Below are 19,014 nucleotides of genomic sequence, written 5' to 3'. Positions count from 1 at the left end.
ACGAGGGGTTCCCCACTCTTGAGCCAGCCAACACCTCAGGCCAATCGCATCATCACCTTAAGCCTTGAACCCAATGATCCGCAGCGCCTTGCTAGCCTTTGCGGCCAGCAGGACGAGCATTTGAAGCTGATTGAAAGCCGCCTGGACGTGACGCTGCGCAACCGAGGCAATGTGTTCCAATTGGCGGGCCCCGCCAATCGCATTAAAGCAGCGGCAAACGTACTGGAACATCTCTACCGCGAAACGGCATCCAGCGAACTTGAAGCCGATACCGTCCACCTGTTCCTACAGGAATCTGGGCTTGAAGCAATAGAAGATGAAGAAGATGGTAGCGCCAGCAGCGACGAAGTGATCATGCGCACGCCACGCACCATGATCAAACCACGCGGCCTTAATCAGCAGCGCTATGTGTCCAGTATCCGCGAACACGATATCAATTTTGGTGTTGGTCCTGCGGGCACAGGCAAAACCTATCTAGCGGTCGCTGCGGCGGTTGAAGCGCTCAACCAACAGGAAGTACGCCGCATTCTGCTTGTGCGGCCTGCCGTCGAAGCGGGTGAGAAACTTGGCTTTCTACCTGGCGACCTGGCCCAAAAAATTGACCCCTACTTGCGCCCTCTTTATGACGCTCTGTACGAGATGATCGGTTTTGAGCAAGTGGCGAAACTAATTGAACGACAGGTAATTGAGATTGCCCCGCTGGCCTACATGCGTGGCCGCACGCTTAATAATTCCTATATCATTCTGGATGAGAGCCAAAACACGACGCCAGAACAGATGAAAATGTTCCTGACCCGAATTGGTTTTGGTTCTACCGCCGTCATTACCGGCGATGTGACCCAGGTCGATTTACCCAAGGGGCAGCGTTCAGGGCTGATTCAGGTGCTCGACGTATTGAAAGACACCCCAGGCATTGGCGTTACTCACTTTGCCGCCAAGGATGTGGTTCGCCACCCGTTGGTTCAGCGCATTATCGAAGCCTACGACATGTTCGAGTCTCAGCAAGAAGTGGAAGAGCGTGCCCGCCGTGAAGTGCGCCAGCAAGAACGTGATGCCCGCATGCAAACGCGAGAAGGCTCCTGGGATAGCTCGCGATGAACGAGCCTACGACTGATGAGCTAATAATTGATCGTCAGGCAGCGATCAACGAACCCCTGCTCCCCTCTCTGACACAGCTCACCCACTGGGTGGGCTGTGTTTTTGCGCACCACCCCGAGGACCAGCGTCGGGAAGTGACTATCCGCTTCGTGGATGAGAGAGAAAGTCAGACGCTTAACCGCGACTACCGGGGCAAAGACAAAACCACTAACGTGCTGTCGTTTCCCTTTGAGAGCCCGCCCGGGGTCGAATTACCGCTACTGGGTGATCTCGTGATTTGTCACGCCGTAGTGGCTCAGGAAGCTCGCGAGCAGCGTAAACCGCTTGAGCATCACTATGCTCATATGGTCGTGCATGGCATCTTGCATTTAATGGGCTACGATCATATTAACGATGAGGAAGCTGAGGAGATGGAGCAGTTCGAACGCGAGCTATTGGCAGAGCTGAATATTCCCGATCCCTACTCCGATAGCCTCCAAGCGCCTGATGGTGATGAAGCCTAAAAGCGTACGTCTTGATTATTCGATGGTGGTTGCGTTAATTCACGTAACAATGAATCTGGTACTATCCCCCGCTTCAGTGATAAAACGGCTACCTGACGATGTAGCTAACACCTAGCAACTGACTGCCAGCAAACGAGAGAATTGACGCATGAGCGAAGACCGATCGAGCAACCCTAGTCAAAAATCCTGGCTCGAGAAACTCTTTGGCGCCCTTTCCGGAGACAACGACGAACCCAGCTCACGGGATGAGCTGATGACGTTTTTACGCCATACCGCAGGGAAATTGAAGCTGGATCAAGACGCCATCATGATTATCGAAGGCGCGCTTGAAATCAGCGATCAGCAAGTACGCGAAGTGCTGATACCCCGCTCCCAGGTCTCAGCCATCGCCCTGGATCAAACCAGCGACGGCTACCTTCCGCTGATCCAAGAAACCGGCCACTCCCGCTACCCGGTGATTGGAGAAAACCTGGATGACATAAAAGGCATTCTGCTGGTAAAAGATTTACTCCCCCTGCTCTCCCAGACCCAGGCCCAACGCGATGCGTTCAAGCTAGATGATATCTTGCGCCCGGCGATGTTTATCCCGGAATCCAAACGCCTTAACAGCCTGCTCAAAGAGTTTCGAGATACCCACAATCATATGGCGGTGGTGGTTGATGAATATGGCGGCACCGCGGGCATTATCACCATCGAAGACATTCTTGAGCAAATCGTCGGCGACATCGAAGATGAGCACGATACCGATGAAGAGGACGATATCCGCGAAATAGAGAATGGCCGCTACGCCATTCGTGCGCTGACGCCTATCGAAGACTTCAACGAACGCTTTGACACCGAGTTCTCTGACGATGAGTTCGATACCGTTGGTGGCTTGGTGATGCAGCAGTTTGGCCATCTACCCCGGCGCGGTGAACACACCATTCTAGGCGGCTGGCGGTTTGTGATTCTCAATGCCGACACTCGGCGCATTCGTCTACTCGAAGCCTACCGCGACACGCGTCGTGATGACGAAGAGGATGATGACCAGGAGAACAAACCCGACTAGGTGTTGGTTGTCACGCTGTTCTCTACCCACTTTCTTGCACCTTACCGTAGATAGGTTATCGCTATGGGTTTCCCCCCCGCGTTTATGTTACAGCTGCTTGCTGCCCTGGTTGCTGGTGGATTCACCACCCTTACGGCCTCACCGTTTGAACTGTGGTGGCTTGGCCCGGTGGCCATTGGTTTACTTTATGTGGGCCTGCACGCCTTAACTCCCGCCCAAGCGGCACTAAAAGGCTGGTTATACGGTGTGGCACTGTTCGCCAGCGGCACCTCCTGGGTGTATGTCTCTATTCACGACTATGGCTATACCGGTGTACCACTGGCCGTTTTCCTAACCGCGCTGTTCGTGACGATTTTGGCGCTGTTTTTTGCCGGGACCTTCTGGCTCTACCGCCGTTTCACCTCCGCCCGGCTAGCGTTTATCAGCTTTGCCGGTGCCTGGGTGTTGGGCGAGGTGCTACGTACCTACCTGTTTACCGGCTTTCCCTGGCTGCTGCTGGGCTCTGGCTATGTCGATTCGCCACTAGCCGCCTGGGCACCCGTTGGTGGCGTCTATCTGCTTTCTCTATTAGTAGCACTTAGCGGTGCGCTTGGTGCTGAACTACTGCTGCGTCGTCAATGGTGGGCACTCGCACCACTGGCAGCTATTTGGCTAGTCCCGTTGGCATTGCCTCAGCAGTGGACCACGCCAGTAGATGAGCCCACCCGTGTCGCCCTGTTACAAGGTAATCTGCCGCAGCTATTGAAGTGGACCCCTGAAGGGCAAAGGGAAGCCGCTAACACCTACAGCGAACTAACTCGCGAAGTTGGCGATGACGTTGACCTGATTATCTGGCCTGAAACCGCTCTGCCGATGATGGAAACCCAGGCCCGCCCAGTGCTGGAACGAGTGCAATCTAACCTACCGCCCGATGTCGCCCTGCTCACCGGCATCGTTCAGCGCGACGACCAAGAGCGCTATTTCAATAGCGTCATTGGCGTAGGCAATGTAGAGGGCAGCTACCAGAAAGAGCACTTGGTGCCTTTTGGTGAGTACCTGCCGCTGGAGAGTGTACTCCGCGGGGCGATTGATTTTTTTGATCTGCCTATGTCGACCTTTACCAAAGGTGAGCATGAGCAAACACCGATGCAGGCCGCCGGGATTAATATTGGCAATGCGATCTGCTATGAGATTATCTACCCGCAGTTAGTTGCCCGCCGCGCGCAAGACAGCGGTGTGATCATGACGGTCTCCAACGACACTTGGTTTGGCGCCTCGATTGGCCCCCATCAGCATTTGCAGATGGCCCGACTGCGAGCGCTAGAGAATGGTCGCTATGTGGTCCGCGCCACCAGCAACGGTATTACGGCGATTATCGACCCCAAAGGCCATATCGTTGAGCGCGCACCGCAGTTCGAAACGACTCTGATAACCGGTGAATTCTACGCCATGGAAGGTTTGACACCGTTTACCCGCACAGGCAGTTGGCCCGCTTGGCTGCTAGCAGGCTTGTTGCTTTTACCCGGCGTCGTTGCCACGCGCAGCAAACGTGACGTAAAAAGCTGATACATAGTACTCGCCCGTAGCAAAATGGCCCGCGTCCTTTGTAGAACGCGGGCCATTTCGTTTGTTCAAGCTAGCGCTATGGGCAAGTAAATGCCAATAGATTAGGCAGCGCTGTTTTTCAACGTCGCCATATCAATCACAAAGCGATAGCGTACATCGCCTTTTTCCATGCGCTCAAAGCCTTCGTTGATGTTGTTGATATCCAACATCTCGATATCACAGGTAATGCCTTGGTCAGCACACAGCTTGAGCAGCTCTTCGGTCTCTGCAATGCTACCAATCAGCGAACCGGCAACCACACGACGTTTGAAGACCAAGTTAAAGGCTTCAATGGCTGGCTCAATAGGTTCAAGCAAACCGACAATAATGTGCGTACCGTCGTACTTCAGCGACTTCAGGTAAGGGTTAAGGTCATGCTGTACGGGTACGGTGTCGAGCATAAAGTCGAAGGTTTCAGCCACCGCATCCATCTGCGCCTGGTCGCTGGAAACCACCACGTAGTCAGCCCCGTTGCGCTTAGCTTCTTCAACCTTGGCATCTGAGCGGGTGAATACGGTGACTTCCGCACCCAACGCCTTAGCCAGTTTAACGCCCATATGGCCTAAGCCACCCATGCCAATCACACCAACTTTATGGCCTTTACCGACGCCATGATGCTTGAGCGGTGAATAGGTCGTCACACCGGCACAAAGAATCGGCGCTGCTGAGGCTAGATCGATACCATCAGGCATCTGCAGTACAAAGTGCTCACTCACTACGATGGAGTCGGAGTAGCCACCCTGGGTTATGGTGCCGTCTTGGCGGTCTTCGCTACCATAGGTCATGGTGAAGCCTTCCAGGCATGCTCTACGCCGTCTTTGCAGGCAGCACAGATACGGCATGAGTCGACCATACAACCGACACCCACCAGGTCACCGGCTTTAAAGCGCGATACTTTATCGCCGACAGAGGTCACGCGTCCGACAATTTCATGGCCGGGCACGACGGGGTACTGACTCATGCCCCAATCGTTACGTGCAAAGTGCAGGTCACTGTGGCAAACGCCGCAGTAAAGAATTTCGATGGCAACGTCATCGGGACGCGGCTGGCGACGATCAAACGAAAACGGCGCTAAGGGCTTATCGTTAGCAAATGCCGCATAGGATAATGCTTGGCTCATCGGTAGAACTCCTCATCATCAAAAGACTGCCTTATACATCAGCAGACATATCCCTCGCGTGCGAGGCATGCCAATAGTATTGGCCTATTCAGTAATGATAGCGATGAACGAAGCTACGCCATTTTTGCCAATTACTCCGACGGCACGTAATAAAATAACAAAAAATAGCCAAAAATAGATATGATTGTACAAAAGCCACCAGAAACCAGAGAGAACCATCATGGCCTCAACCGCTCAGGCTGGCAATGCGCTGGCTGCTGTTATCGCCCCTCTCATCAAGCGTGACGGTATCAGTGACACCCCTCTGCCGGGGCGTGTCATTACTCTGTTTAAGCCGCCATCAGGTACGGACCCCGCTTCTGTATGAGCCAAGCCTGACTATCATTGCCCAGGGAAGAAAAATGGGTTATCTGGGTGATCGCGAAATCTATTACGATCCCGGTCACTATTTAGTCCAAACGCTACCACTGCCCTTTGAGTGTGAAACCTACGGTTCACCGGAAGCTCCGTTGCTGGGTATATCGGTACGCCTTGATCCGGCACTGTTAAGCGAGATGGTCACCGCCATGGGTAACGCCGGGCATCACGACCAGGCACCCTTACCAATGGCTTCAGTGGCCATGACAGAGGGCATGCAAGACGCCGTTTTGCGCTTGGCACGCACGCTAAATGAAGCGGTAGAGTGCAACACAATGGGCACCGCACGGATCCGTGATGTGGTATTTGAGGCGCTAAAGGGAGAGCAAAGCCAAGCATTGAGGGCACTGGTCCTAGGGCACGGTAATTATTCACGCATTGTGCAGGTGCTTTCCAAACTCCATGCTAACGTTGCCCAAGACTTTAGCGTTGAACAGTTGGCTGCACAGGTCAATATGAGTGCGTCGACGTTTCACCAGCACTTCAAGCAGATTACTCGCTCGTCCCCGGCCCAGTATTTGAAACGGCTTCGCCTAATCAAAGCACAGCAGTTACTGCTGCAGAATAATCACAACGTTAATCAGGCCGCTGCGGCGGTGGGTTACCGCAGCGTGCCTCAGTTTAGCCGCGACTATAAGCGCTACTTTGGCGAGCCCCCGCTTCAGCATCGCCGTCAAGAGCAGGCGTTACGCGCTTAAAACGAGGGCTAATGCAGTAATTATTTGGCAAACACCTGACTCATATCTTTAAACGCCTTGAACTCTAGGGCGTTTCCGCATGGGTCAAGCAAGAACATGGTGGCCTGCTCACCCACTTCACCTTTAAAGCGAACATAGGGCTCGATCACAAATTGGGTATCGCGCGCTTTCAGACGCTCGGCTAGGGCTTCCCACTCATCCCACTCTAAAATCACACCAAAGTGCGGCACCGGAACGTTGTGTCCGTCTACCGGGTTAGTGTGGGCACTCTCTTGGCCGGGCGTTTTGGGTTGTTCATGAATCACTAACTGATGGCCGAAGAAGTTAAAGTCGACCCACTGCTCGCTGGAACGCCCCTCTTCCAAGCCGAACACATCATTATAAAACGCCCGTGCCAGTGCTACATCGTCAACAGGAATAGCCAAATGGAAAGGTGAAAGGCTCATTGTCATCTCCAGCTTATTAGGCTTTTAAGGGGTTGAATGGCACTTTATGCTGCCACGCTGTATTCATCCTAGGGCGACGCATGGGAAAATAAAATCAATAACTATTTGGCTGATTCACAAAAAGGATTTATCAATGATCCGCGAGCTGAAAACGCTGATTGCGGTAGCACAGGAAGGCACCTTTGCCGCGGCAGGTAACAAAATTGGCCTGACTCAAGCAGCGGTCAGTGCGCAGATGAAACGCCTTGAGGGAGAACTAGGCATTGCCCTGTTTGAACGCAAAGGGCGTGCCGCCATATTGACCCAACGAGGGCAAGAGACGTTAAAGCAAGCCCACGCCCTGCTGACGCTGTATAGCACGCTGGGCGTGTCCATGTCAGGCCAGCCAGCCACACAACGGATCAATATCGGCGCCATCGCCTCCATCCAGCGCTCGCTACTGCCTGATGCGCTCGCGCGCTTTCATCACGCTTATCACGATTGCTGTACCCGCGTGGTACCGGGGCTTTCCATGGAACTGGTAAATCAGGTCGACGCTGGCGAACTGGATATGGCAGTGATTATTCGCCCGCCCTTTTCGCTACACAGTGATTTGCGCTGGACACCCCTAGCTCACGAGCCTTTTCGGTTAATCTTGCCACCGCATATCAACGGCGACCAGTGGCGGGAACTGCTCTCCAACCAGCCGTTTATCCGCTACGACCGTGCCTCCTTTGGGGGCAGGCAGGTGGAGCGCTTTCTACGTGATAACCACTGCAATGTGCGCGAGGTATGCGAAGTCGACGAACTGGAAGCGATCATTAAGCTGGTCGCCAAGGGGGTAGGCGTGGCCCTGGTGCCCGAGGCCATCGCCCACTCACGCTGGCCAGCCGGCGTGCGTGCGATTGATTTAGGCGAGCGTACCTTTCATCGTGATATAGGGCTAATTCATCCTACCAGTGGTCATTTGAGCGAACCCGCCCGAGCGCTTGCTCATTTGATTGGCGAAACGGCACAACAACCTGGTAATTGTGTTTAGCCCCCATTTAAGGCCACAGGAGTTAACGCATGAAACCAGAGGATCTGGAAAAGCTAGTCACCCGTACCATGCCCTTTGGCAAGTATGAGGGCCGCCTGATCGCCGACCTCCCCGGCCCCTATTTAAACTGGTTTGCTCGGGAAGGGTTTCCTTCTGGCGAGATTGGTCAACTGCTGCATTTGATGCACGAAATCGATCACAACGGGCTTGGCCCGCTGCTCGACCCGCTGCGTAAAAAGCCTAGCCAGCGCGGCGAAACTTAACGCTGGTAATCATCGAGCTCGTTTAAGGCGCGCTGAAACTCAGCCCGGTAAGCCAACTCGTGGAGGGTCGAGTCTTTGGGAAAACGGCCTAAAGCGACAGCTAACTCAAAAAAGCCCGTAGCGGGTAACCCATCGCCCCGGCGGCTGATTACTAAGGCGGCGATAAAAGGTGTTTGTTGCGCGGCGTCTTCACGCATTAACTGCTCAAGCGCTTGGGTAACTTGCCCAATGGTGCGCGGCGGCGTCAGCCCCAGCTCGGTGGCCACCTGCTGGTAGGTCATTGGCAGCGCTTCTTGCGGTACGCTGAGAAGCAACTGGCGTAAAGCGGTTACGTGATCGGTCATGTACATCCTATTGTCAGGTTTTAAACGTTCAGATTGCCAATTGGCGTTGTATTTGTGCTAAGAATAGCTGAATACGATGTGACAAGGAGGGAACATGGCAACGCAACTGAAGGCGTCACACCCACGCGGTGGCCGCTGGCCAGGCATACTGGCAGGTTTAGCCATTCTGCTGCTTGTAGCGGCGGCACTGATGATGGCGGGCGCAGGGCCGGCTTATCGGGGCGAACTTATCAGCCTGGGCGAGGCGTTTAACTTACTACGTAACGGCGTTTATGCCGCTGGTGGTGCAGTGGCAGTCAGCATCATTACGCTGCTGCTGAGCATGCTGGCTCGTCGCTTCACATCAGCCTTGATGGCCTCAATGGTCATTATCGCTGCGGCGGCGCTGCTTTTTGTGCCTTGGCAGCACTGGCAACGTGCCCAAGAGGTACCGGCCATTCACGACATCACCACCGATACCCAGAACCCACCTGCTTTTGAAGCTTTAGCCAACGCAAGGCGTGCTGCACCTAACGCGGTCGATTACCCTGGTGAGGCAACCGCCCTGCAACAGCGAGCAGCCTATCCTCACATCAAGCCGATAATCGTAGCTGAATCTCCGCAAACCGTACTGGCAGCTGCCCAAGCAGCGGCGGAAGAGTCTGGCTGGCGCATCGCCCGAATTACCGACAATCACATAGAGGCCACCGCAACCACGCGCTGGTTTGGCTTTGAGGATGACATGGTTATTCGCTTAACCGAGCTGGACCAGGGTGTACAGGTCGATATGCGCTCAGCGTCACGCCTGGGCGCAAGCGATGTGGGCACCAATGCAGCGCGTATTGAAGAATTTTTAAGTGCGCTGGAAGCACGGCTCGAATAACGGCTCTACTTCCTTCCCAGCCCCCCTTCTCAGCCGCCGTTTTTAATGTAAGGAGTCCTGCCTGTTGCCAGCTTCACGCGCTAAAATTTGCTCCGCGTCCAGGGTGGCGATGGGTACTTGATGCTGAACTGGAATATCGCCACTCAATTGAAGCGCTTGGTAACGCAGGGCGCAAACGCGTAAAAACGAGGTGAAGTTACCCAAATCGTGCCCTGCATCGATAGATTCGTGATACAGCCGGGTAATCATCTGAGCCGTGTTCATACCATCGCGCTGGGCGATCTCTTCGAGAATGTGCCAGAAGTAATTTTCCATTCGCACACTGGTGACCATGCCATCGATACGCAGGGAGTGAGTTGCACTTCGCCACAATTCAGGGTCGGCTTGAATAAAGAGTTTACACATGGGTATTGTCTCTCGGCGTATTCGCATCCACTCGAATTATTAGCATAGCGGCAATTATTGGCACAGCAAATCAGAGCGCCCAGCGGGAGCTGGGCGCAAATGTAGTTGGGTTATCGCGGTCAAGCTCACTTATTCAGTAGCGCCATAAACTGCGCAAGCCAGGCCGGGTGGGCAGGCCATGCGGGAGCGGTAACCAAGTTGCCATCGGTGACTGCATCGGTCACTTCCAGGTCGGCAAAGTGACCACCCGCAAGCTCTACTTCCGGCTGACAGGCCGGGTAAGCGGAGCACTGCTTTCCTTCCAGCACTTTTGCAGCGGCGAGTAGTTGAGCACCGTGACAAATCGCAGCCACGGGTTTGTTGGTCTCAAAAAAGTGCTGAACCATGGTTAGCACCTCTTTGTTCAAGCGAAGATATTCAGGTGCGCGGCCGCCAGGAACTACCAAGGCATCGTAATCAGCGGGATTAGTGCTGGCGAAATCGGCATTCAATGCAAAGCGATGGCCGGGCTTTTCGGAATAGGTTTGATCACCTTCGAAGTCATGAATCGCGGTCGCCACGGTGTCACCCGAGGCTTTCCCAGGGCAGATAGCATCAACACGGTGGCCAACTGCCATCAGTGCCTGGAATGGCACCATGGTTTCATAATCTTCAGTGAAGTCGCCGGTGATCATTAAAATGCGCTTGCTGCTCATCTCAGTGCTCCTCTTATCTATCTCTTATGGTTATCGATCGAGTATGTGAGCACACGCGGGGCGTGTTAAATGAGACTAGCAAGCGCTTTACGACAACAGGTAGTAATTGCTTACTACTAGATAATTTCTTCCTTCTGTGGAAGAGCTAGATGTCGCTGTCCTGCCGTGTCGCTGACACGGAAGCGCCCTACCAGTGCATGCATATCCCCGGCACGATCATCCAGCGTATGGCTGGCGGTGGTCGCTTCTTGCACCAACTGCGCATTCTGGTGTGTCACTTGATCCAACTGCGAAATCGCCTGATTGATCTGATCAATACCGGCGGATTGCTCATGGGTCGCCCCTGCAATCTCAGTAACATAGCGCGTCACCTCACCCAGGCTATCTATGATTTCCTGCAGGTGTTTGCTTGAGGCGCTTACAAGCTGCTCGCCCTCGCTCACCTTGGCGACACTGTCGTCGACCAAATGACGAATTTGGGCCGCTTCTTCGGCGCTGCGTCCGGCGAGTTTGCGCACTTCTTGCGCCACCACTGCAAATCCACGCCCCTGCTCGCCTGCCCGGGCGGCTTCAACGGAGGCGTTTAGCGCGAGCAAATTGGTCTGAAAGGCAATATCGTCGATCGCTTTAATGATGGAGGTGATTTTTTCACTAGCCTCGCGGATATCTCCCATTGCTGCCGTCGTGCGCGTTGAAACATCGCCAGCGGCGCGGGCGCGCTGGTCAACATTACCGCTGGCATCTTTGGCCTGATCAGCGTATTCAGCCGTTTGCTTCACGGTCGCGGTGATTTCCTCAAGACTTGAGGCCGTTTCAGCTAACGAGGCCGCTTGCTGGTCGGTGCGCTGGGAGAGGTTTTCATTCCCGGCAGCAATTTGACGACTGCTGGTTGCAATAGCTTCGGCGCTTTGACGAATTTGCGCCACCATACCTTCAAAGGTATCCATCATGTTGTTAAATGCTTGAGCGGTCTGGCCAACTTCATCATTACGCTTTAGCTCAAGTCGCATTGAAAGGTCGGCACCCTCTCCAGCTGCACCGCTGATATCTTCCATTTGTCGACGCATTGCCACGAGTGGTCCCAGTACGCGAACCAGAGTGCGCCAGCCAAAGATCGCCAGTAATACAATCACGACCAGGGTCACTATAATCAGTAACGAACGGCCCGCATTGGCTAGCGCCTCTGCCTGAGTAGCGGCACTGTCCGCTTGCTCCACGGTGTAGGCTTCAACATCGGTCAGCGCCCCACGCATCTGATTCATGGCTTGGGCAACATTCTCCAGCGCCGCTTGCACTTGCGCGTGTAACGCGAGTTGTTGCAAGCGAAGCTCATACACAGCGTTGTCATCGGATACCATCAACCCATCCAGCTCCACAATGACATTATCTAAGTCATTGATGAGTTCGCGCTGCTCTACTTCGGTGCTGGGTGCATCTGCGATCGCTGCCAATGATTGCCTAGCTAGCCCAACCTGCTGGGCAATTTCATTGTGACGCAAATTGACCAGCGCATCGGCGCTGGTCAATTGCATCATCTGGCGACCTAAGTCAGACAACTGCGCTAACGCCATGCGTGCGTTACCGCTTAAGCGTCCAATATCCGCTTGTGCGGTAAACATATTGTCAAGCAACTGGGTAGGCAGCGTGGTCATGCCATCTTCACGCCAGGCTTCCATTAACTCGCGTTGCTCCCGGTCACTACGCACTTGGGCCAGTGCCGTGCGCCCGGCCATATCTTCGGCACTTAGCATCACCTGCCTAATCAGCGTTTGCATAGCACCAATGCGCTCGGCCATCTGAGTTTGTAAGCTCAGCTCTTCTCGGCGCACCGCTTCCAGCGAAGTATCACCGTCTAGCAACGCCTGATAATGACTGTCCAGTTCACTCAAACCTTCAGATTGATCAACACCACTAAGTTCCCCTCGTGCATCGCGAAAGCGTTCATCTAATGCGGTTTGTGTGGTGACGTCATCTAGGCTGGTGGCATTTTCTGCGGCCAGTAAATCCGCGTGACGTTGACCAAACGCCCCCATCGTTAGCACCATGTCCCGGCTGGCACCCTGAAGGGGTAAAACTTCACCGGTTATATAGCGCTGCGAGTCGATTAACCGCTGGTTAGTGGTCCAACCTGTTGCCGCGAGCACCACGGCGCCCAGCACTGCCGCTAAAAACAGGCTGATCAGCATGGCTCTAATACTTAACGTTTTTTTCATTATCTGTTTTCACTTGTGTCAGGGTCTTACAGGTAACATCAGCTTTAGTAACGTAACCGTTATGGCAACAGGCTCGCCCACTCCACCGACTCGAAACGGCCGTTTGTGATAATGGTTGGCCACACCGCGTCGCTGGCTTGATGGTCATTAGGCCCCAGGCTCAATGGCTCTTCTAAGCCTATGTCGATATCTCCCAGGCCGAGCAAGCCATCCACGATAGCTTCACGGTCCGGGTTTGAGCCTGCAGCCTTAACACCCTCAACAAACAGCTTCGCGGCGAGGTAACCTTCGAGGGAAATAAAGTCTGGTTCGCTACCGCGCGCATGGGTTGCCAGCGCTTGCCGATAGGACTCAACGGCAGGCAGGTCGGCATTTAGCGGCGGTACTACCTGAGTAATAATGACACCTTCTGCCAGATCGCCAAGTTCATCCATTAGCGCTTGGCTGCCCACAAAGGAGACGTTCAGAAACACCGCGTCAGGGAGGTCATTTTTCGCTTCACGAATGAAATCAGCAGCGGGGCCATAGGTACCGACAATGATAACGGCACGGGGTGTCACCGGTGCTTCCAGAATGGTCGCTAAACCCTGGTGAATATTACGGGTACCACGAGTAAAGCGGCCATGGGCCAGCGCTGCAATATTATTCACTCCATGATCGGTTAATGCTTTTGTGGCGCCGTTGTATCCTGCATCACCAAAGCTATCGTTTTGGGTAAAGAAGGCAATTTCTTCGGGTAAAATACCTGCTTCCAAGAGCCCGTCCACCATTGCGGCGGTTTCTTGTACGTAGCTAGCTCGGTAATTGATCACATAGCGGTCAGGCGGTGACCGGCGCAACACCCCTGCACCAGTAAACGCCCCGTAAAGAAGGGTCTTATATTCGTTATAAATGGGAATGGTAACGGTAGCCGTCGGAGTGCCGACGTTGCCAATCGCAGCCAGCACTTCATCTTCTTGAATAAGCTCTCGGGTATTGCTGGCAGCTTGCAGCGGTTTGTACTGATCATCCCGCGCAAGCAACGCCAGCGTTTCACCATTAACACCACCCGCCGCGTTCACCTCGGCAAAGTAGGTCTCTATCCCTTTTTGCATGCCCAGCCCAAGTGGCGCTGCACCACCGCTGGAAGGAGCGACAATACCAAAAGTAAGCTCCGCCTGGGCCAGCGGTGACACCAATAGCCCGGCGAATAAAGATACTTTTAATAGCGGAGTTTTTAACACCCCTTTTTGTAACAATAGCGTTCCCAATCGTCGCATTGATCTGCTCCTTACTCGCTAGATCACTTCTCCACCCGATAAATGGCATGTTGAAAACAGACAATGGGAACCATGGCCTGATTTTTACATTACCGATCCGTTACCCCTTACTATCGGCAGGAGAATATACGACTAAAGATTAATTATCGTTAATTACTGAGTAATTATTGTTGGCCAACTGTAACGACTTGGCAATTATTGGTCATGAAATCAAAATTAGTATTACTAATCATCACCTTAAACAGGCTAAACACTTCTAATCGGGGCGCTCAATAGCAAAGCGGTCACTGATTCGGATGTAATCGCTGCCCGCTAGGCGACCCACGGGTTTGAGCTTATCCATATCAATATGGCGGCCGTCCCAAAGAGTGTCATCGATATGAATAGAGACCACTTGCGCCAGCACTAATGTGCCGGCCAACGGTTGGTCGCCAAATCGAATCATATCGTAGAGTTTGCAACCAAACGCGACGGGGGCGTTGGCAATCCGCGGAACGCTAACGCCCGGCATATCAGCTTTTTCAAGCCCGGCCAGGGTAAACTCATCCTCTCCTGGCGGCAAGCTGGCACTGGTGGTGTTAAGCGCTTCAATCAACGCTTCGCTCCCCACATGTACAACACATTCTGCGACTTCATTTAGGTTACGCACCGTGTCTTTCAGCTCACCGCTGCCATTAAGCAGTGGCGAAAACGCCAGCACGGGTGGGTTTACACTCGCAACGTTGAAGAAAGAAAACGGCGCTAAATTAGCATTTCCATGCTTATCCTGGGTAGATACCCAGGCAATAGGCCGTGGGCACACAGCACCGGATAACAAACGATAAATGACACCGGGGCTTAAGAGGGATTCATCTAATAGGTAATCGCTCATTTTGGCTTGCTCTTCAGTCGTGAAATGGCTGTTGTCCAATCGGTCTCACTGCTTATTCATGATAGATACGCTTGTACATGATAGACGGGCTTAGGCTTGGCGTGCTTTGAGATGATTAATTACACCACCTACCCGCAAAAGCTCACGCTGACGCTCACTCAGCCCATGATGGAGGCGAATTATGCCTTTGCCGACTATTTCTGCCTCTAGCGTAGAGCCATTTGCTATTTGCGTATGCACGTTCTCAATCACAACGCTATCGCCCTGAGCTAACCGCTCAGCATCATTTTCATTGATAAATGTCAGCGGCAGTGCACCAAAACAGATTAAGTTTTGCCAGTGGATTCGTGCAAAACTTTTTGCCAATACAGCCTGTAAGCCAAGGTAACGAGGCACAAGAGCGGCATTCTCACGGCTAGAACCTTGGCCATAGTTATGCCCCCCCACAATAATATGCCCCCCTAAGTTACGCGTTGCCTCCGCACGCTGTGAATACTCAGCATCGACGGCTTCAAAGGTAAAAGGTGCGGAAGCATAGATGCTACTCCAGTACGGCATTACGCGCTGACCAGCAGGCATGATGTCATCGGTTGAGATGTTATCGCCCGTGACGAGTAACACGGGGATCTCCAAACGATCGGGTAGCGGGTGGAGTGTCGGTAGTGCCGGCGTGTTGTCGGTTTTTTGTAGCGGCGTTAAGCGGGCTTGCTCAAGCGGCAGTGGCGACGTAAAGACATCGCGATTAACCACCATAGCGTCAGGCTCACTAATACGCGGATAGTCCATTTGCATACTACGAGGATCGCTGATCACCCCAGCCAACGCCGAGGCAGCGGCTGTTTCTGGACTGCATAAAAAGACGCTGTCTTCTCGCGTGCCGGACCGGCCGGGAAAGTTACGCGGTACCGTACGTAAACTGTTGCGCCCTACGGCAGGCGCTTGCCCCATTCCAATACAGCCGTTACAGCCAGCTTGGTGTAAGCGTGCACCACTAGCCACTAGCTCACCTAAATAGCCTTCTTGAATCAAGGTGGAAAGTACTTGGCGCGACGAGGGATTGATGTCCAGCGATATGCCGTCTGCCACCGAGCGCCCTTTTACCATGCTCGACACGATGGCAAAGTCACGATAGCCAGGATTACCCGACGAGCCAATATAGGCTTGGTGCAACGGCTGCCCGACGACTTCACTCACAGGCACGACCTTATCGGGGCTAGAAGGCAGTGCAATGAGCGGCACCAGCGTGGATAAATCGATCACCTCTTCCACATCGTAATGGCAACCGGGGTCTGCTGCGAACGGCTGCCAATCGCCTTCGCGTCCCCGGGCTGCCATAAAGCGTCGCGTACTATCATCACTAGGAAACACACTGGTCGTGGCCCCCATTTCAGTGCCCATATTGGCGATGACTAGACGATCCATGGTCGAGAGTTCATCAAGTCCTGGGCCATAGAATTCGAGAATGCTATTTTTGCCGCCCGACACGCCATGTCGACGAAGCAGCTCCAGAACCACATCTTTAGCCGATACCCAGTCCGGCAAACGCCCTTCCAGGCGGATGCCCCAAATCCGCGGCATGGTGATGTACAGCGGCTCACCGGCCATTGCCATAGCGACTTCAATACCACCTGCACCGATGGCCAGCATTCCCAATGCACCCGCCGAAGTCGTATGGCTGTCGCAACCGACCAGCGACTGGCCAGGCACACCAAAATTTTCCATATGCACGGGGTGGCTAATGCCATTGCCAGGGCCTGAGTACCAAACGCCAAAGCGTTCACAGGCACTCTTTAGAAATAGATAGGTCTCGGCATTGAGGTTATCGGCTTGGACAAGTCCGTGATCGATATACTGAACGCTCGGCTGAGTGTGCACCCTGTCAATGCCCATAGCTTCAAGCTCGAGCATCACTAAAGTACCAAGCACGTCCTGCAACAACGCTTGGTCGATGCGCAGGGCAATTTCGCTCTCAGGAAGCAATTCACCGCTGACCAAATGATCACCGATCAATTTTTGAGCTAAGTTAAGAGGGGCTACAGGGGAGGCTTGAGAAGTCATAGATGAAGTCCTAATGTTTTTTATTATCATTAAAGAGAAAAGCGACTAACCATATTGTTTTCAATGATTCTTTTTAATTATTAGTCTTACTAACTAATTAACAATTCCTTACTAAACCGATGCGCGACTTCAACTTTATTGTCGGGCTGTTTTTGGCGCATTTGTGCAGTTCGTGCCGCTAATATGTGCGCACGCATAATGGCAGCCGCCCACTCACCATCGCCGTGTTGCAAGGCACGAATAATTTCTCGATGGTGCTGCATACTGCCCAGCAGCTCCTCACGGGTGTAATGGTGAAAACTGCGCCGAGATACCGGCACTTGCACAATCGTTTCTAATAATCGTTGGAGGCGGGGGCTTTCCGCCGCCGTCACCAGTTCAGCGTGGAACTGATTATTAAGCACGGCGATTTCATCCACTGCCCGCTCATCATCCTGCTGGCAAAGTATTTCCATTTGATCGGCAAAATGACTCAGCGTGGAGAGTTGTGCGTCGCCAATACGTTTAGCGGCCCGTCTCACCACCTGGGGCTCTAGCAAGACTCTCAATTCAAACACTTCTTCCACGTCATGCTGTGTCCAACCCACCACACGAGCGCCATGGTGGGGAATAGCTTCAACCCAGCCATCGGATACCAAACGACGCAATGCTTCGCGAATGGGGGTGCGGCTGTAATCAAGCTCCTCTCCGATAGCCGCTTCACGTACATAGCTACCCGCAGCGTAGCCACCATTGAGGATGCGCTGCTTGATGATGTGGTAAACACGGTCGGCTGCAGTCATAACGACACTCCAGAACGTTCCAGCGACTTGGTTTATATCACTGCTGATGCGTATTTAATTGGATCCTAACGACTAAGGTCGTCAAGCTAATCGTGTACGACTTGTTGCGCAGATGGCCAATATAGGCCTACATTTGTCAAAAATCGAGCCTAGTTGCATACAATAATTTGAATATTGCTCATCCAGGTGGGTACTCTTGCCATAAAATAGGAGTTCAAAATGAAACTCGACCCCACGTCTTTACGGCTATTTGTGCGGGTAGCAGAGATGGGCACCATAACCGGTGCAGCTGATGCTGAGTTCATTGCAACTTCTGCGGTTAGCAAGCGGTTAAGTGAGCTTGAATCGCATTTCAGTACGCCGCTGTTACACCGCAATAACCGAGGCGTAGAGCTAACACCCGCAGGTAACGCGTTGCTGCACTTGTCCCGAGGGGTGCTGCATAACCTGGAAGACTTGGATCTACAGATGCGCGATTACACTAGCGGTGAGCGCGGCATTATTCGCATTTTTGCCAATATGTCCGCCATCACTCAGTACTTGCCCGGTGAAACGCAAGCGTTTTTTGAAAAGCATCCTGATATAGGTGTGCAGCTTGAAGAAAAAGTCAGTCCAGTGATTACCCGGGAAATTATGGCGAACGGTGCAGATATTGGTATATGCGCCAAACTCCCTCATGGCTATGACTTAGCTGAGCTGCCTTATCACACCGATGAGCTCGTGCTTGTCACGCCGTTAAATCACCCTCTTGCCAACCGCAATGCCATCGATTTTCGCGACAGCTTAGAACACGCCTATGTCGGGCTGCACTCTTCAAGCGCTATCAATCTTCAGCTCTTAAAGGCCGCCAGCTTAGCCAACAGACCATTAAGGCTACGCATTCAAGTCACTAGCTACGACGCGCTCTGCTTGATGGTGCAAGCAGGATTAGGAATCGGGGTGGTTCCGAGAGGCGCCATCCGCCAATACGTGGGGGGATTACAAGTGCGTGTACTGCCTATTCGAGATGACTGGGCAAAACGACCGCTATGCATTTACGTTAACAATATAGACCGCATCTCGATGGCGGCCAAGCTATTCGTTGACCATCTTATTGAATCTTCAGCTAATTCCAGACAAGCAATGCAACTAACAACAATAGATGACCACACAACTTCGTCCGTCGTTTAGCACTATTTTTATGCCTGCCTTCTCGTTTCGCGAAAGCAGGCTCATCAATCACTAATACCCAAATGCGTTCGTAACGGGTATCTATAGTATGGAGGTGGTTATGTAAAACACCGATTAATCACAACAACAAACCTTCCACGACAATAAAAGCATCCAAATG

Annotated in this window: 17 protein-coding genes and 2 pseudogenes; 9 read left to right on the top strand and 10 right to left on the bottom strand. The window is 53.1% G+C overall.

What is annotated here, in order from left to right; translation table 11 throughout:
* Positions 1–18: 18 nt before the first annotated feature.
* The 4 genes from KO116_RS07145 (at position 19) to lnt (ending at position 4,194) form a co-directional block, all read left to right on the top strand.
* Positions 19–1,098: a PhoH family protein gene (locus tag KO116_RS07145; protein ID WP_035560092.1), complete on the top strand. Its 1,080-nt coding sequence runs from the start codon at positions 19–21 to the stop codon at positions 1,096–1,098.
* Entirely contained in the window at positions 1,095–1,601 is a 507-nt protein-coding gene (gene ybeY / locus KO116_RS07140) for an rRNA maturation RNase YbeY (protein ID WP_035560089.1), read from the top strand. The genes KO116_RS07145 and ybeY overlap by 4 nt, the downstream gene beginning before the upstream one ends.
* A gap of 148 nt (positions 1,602–1,749) precedes the next feature.
* Complete coding sequence (locus KO116_RS07135) at positions 1,750–2,649, top strand: HlyC/CorC family transporter (RefSeq protein WP_035560085.1); 900 nt, start codon at positions 1,750–1,752, stop codon at positions 2,647–2,649.
* A gap of 63 nt (positions 2,650–2,712) precedes the next feature.
* Complete coding sequence (lnt, locus tag KO116_RS07130; protein WP_035560082.1) at positions 2,713–4,194, top strand: apolipoprotein N-acyltransferase; 1,482 nt, start codon at positions 2,713–2,715, stop codon at positions 4,192–4,194.
* A 101-nt stretch (positions 4,195–4,295) separates the two neighbouring features.
* On the opposite strand, the pseudogene KO116_RS07125 reads toward lnt, so the two are convergent.
* Positions 4,296–5,353: pseudogene (locus KO116_RS07125) on the bottom strand (NAD(P)-dependent alcohol dehydrogenase).
* 220 nt (positions 5,354–5,573) lie between these two features.
* On the opposite strand from KO116_RS07125, the pseudogene KO116_RS07120 reads away from it, so the two are divergent.
* Positions 5,574–6,468 (top strand): annotated as a pseudogene (locus tag KO116_RS07120) (AraC family transcriptional regulator N-terminal domain-containing protein).
* Between the two features lie 20 nt (positions 6,469–6,488).
* On the opposite strand, the gene KO116_RS07115 reads toward KO116_RS07120, so the two are convergent.
* The gene (locus tag KO116_RS07115) at positions 6,489–6,914 is read right to left on the bottom strand and encodes a VOC family protein (RefSeq protein ID WP_035560079.1); all 426 of its coding nucleotides are present in this window, start codon (positions 6,912–6,914) and stop codon (positions 6,489–6,491) included.
* A 133-nt stretch (positions 6,915–7,047) separates the two neighbouring features.
* Between KO116_RS07115 and KO116_RS07110 the strand changes: the two genes are divergently transcribed.
* Complete coding sequence (locus KO116_RS07110; protein WP_035560076.1) at positions 7,048–7,932, top strand: LysR family transcriptional regulator; 885 nt, start codon at positions 7,048–7,050, stop codon at positions 7,930–7,932.
* A gap of 29 nt (positions 7,933–7,961) precedes the next feature.
* Positions 7,962–8,195 (top strand): DUF3820 family protein, encoded by a 234-nt coding sequence (locus KO116_RS07105; protein ID WP_008957358.1) that lies wholly within the window; start codon positions 7,962–7,964, stop codon positions 8,193–8,195.
* On the opposite strand, the gene KO116_RS07100 is transcribed toward KO116_RS07105, so the two are convergent.
* Positions 8,192–8,539 carry a hypothetical protein gene (locus tag KO116_RS07100; protein ID WP_035560072.1) on the bottom strand — a complete coding sequence of 116 codons (348 nt, stop codon included), beginning with the start codon at positions 8,537–8,539 and terminating at the stop codon, positions 8,192–8,194. The two genes, KO116_RS07105 and KO116_RS07100, sit on opposite strands and share 4 nt — an antisense overlap.
* Before the next feature lie 94 nt (positions 8,540–8,633).
* Between KO116_RS07100 and KO116_RS07095 the strand changes: the two genes are divergently transcribed.
* On the top strand, positions 8,634–9,401 hold the full coding sequence (locus KO116_RS07095) for a DUF1499 domain-containing protein (RefSeq protein WP_035560069.1): 768 nt from the start codon (positions 8,634–8,636) through the stop codon (positions 9,399–9,401).
* 42 nt (positions 9,402–9,443) lie between these two features.
* On the opposite strand, the gene KO116_RS07090 is transcribed toward KO116_RS07095, so the two are convergent.
* From KO116_RS07090 to KO116_RS07060, 7 genes are all read right to left on the bottom strand, one after another.
* Positions 9,444–9,806 (bottom strand): ribbon-helix-helix domain-containing protein, encoded by a 363-nt coding sequence (locus KO116_RS07090; protein WP_035560066.1) that lies wholly within the window; start codon positions 9,804–9,806, stop codon positions 9,444–9,446.
* Positions 9,807–9,931: 125 nt separating this feature from the next.
* The gene (locus tag KO116_RS07085) at positions 9,932–10,501 is read right to left on the bottom strand and encodes a DJ-1/PfpI family protein (protein ID WP_035560063.1); all 570 of its coding nucleotides are present in this window, start codon (positions 10,499–10,501) and stop codon (positions 9,932–9,934) included.
* A gap of 116 nt (positions 10,502–10,617) precedes the next feature.
* A complete protein-coding gene (locus KO116_RS07080; protein ID WP_035560060.1) occupies positions 10,618–12,714 on the bottom strand; it encodes a methyl-accepting chemotaxis protein in 2,097 nt (698 codons plus the stop codon).
* A gap of 59 nt (positions 12,715–12,773) precedes the next feature.
* Complete coding sequence (locus KO116_RS07075; protein WP_045812090.1) at positions 12,774–13,973, bottom strand: ABC transporter substrate-binding protein; 1,200 nt, start codon at positions 13,971–13,973, stop codon at positions 12,774–12,776.
* 256 nt (positions 13,974–14,229) lie between these two features.
* Positions 14,230–14,844: a flavin reductase family protein gene (locus KO116_RS07070; protein ID WP_035560057.1), complete on the bottom strand. Its 615-nt coding sequence runs from the start codon at positions 14,842–14,844 to the stop codon at positions 14,230–14,232.
* 90 nt (positions 14,845–14,934) lie between these two features.
* Entirely contained in the window at positions 14,935–16,902 is a 1,968-nt protein-coding gene (locus KO116_RS07065) for an aconitate hydratase (RefSeq protein WP_035560053.1), read from the bottom strand.
* Between the two features lie 89 nt (positions 16,903–16,991).
* The gene (locus tag KO116_RS07060) at positions 16,992–17,684 is read right to left on the bottom strand and encodes a GntR family transcriptional regulator (protein ID WP_082072558.1); all 693 of its coding nucleotides are present in this window, start codon (positions 17,682–17,684) and stop codon (positions 16,992–16,994) included.
* A 219-nt stretch (positions 17,685–17,903) separates the two neighbouring features.
* Between KO116_RS07060 and KO116_RS07055 the strand changes: the two genes are divergently transcribed.
* Positions 17,904–18,854, top strand: a complete 951-nt coding sequence (locus KO116_RS07055; protein ID WP_045812089.1) for a LysR family transcriptional regulator — start codon at positions 17,904–17,906, stop codon at positions 18,852–18,854.
* Positions 18,855–19,014 lie beyond the last annotated feature (160 nt).

The organism is Halomonas sp. KO116 (assembly GCF_000734975.2).
Lineage (GTDB): Bacteria > Pseudomonadota > Gammaproteobacteria > Pseudomonadales > Halomonadaceae > Vreelandella > Vreelandella glaciei.
This window is presented reverse-complemented; position numbering and strand designations above follow the sequence as displayed.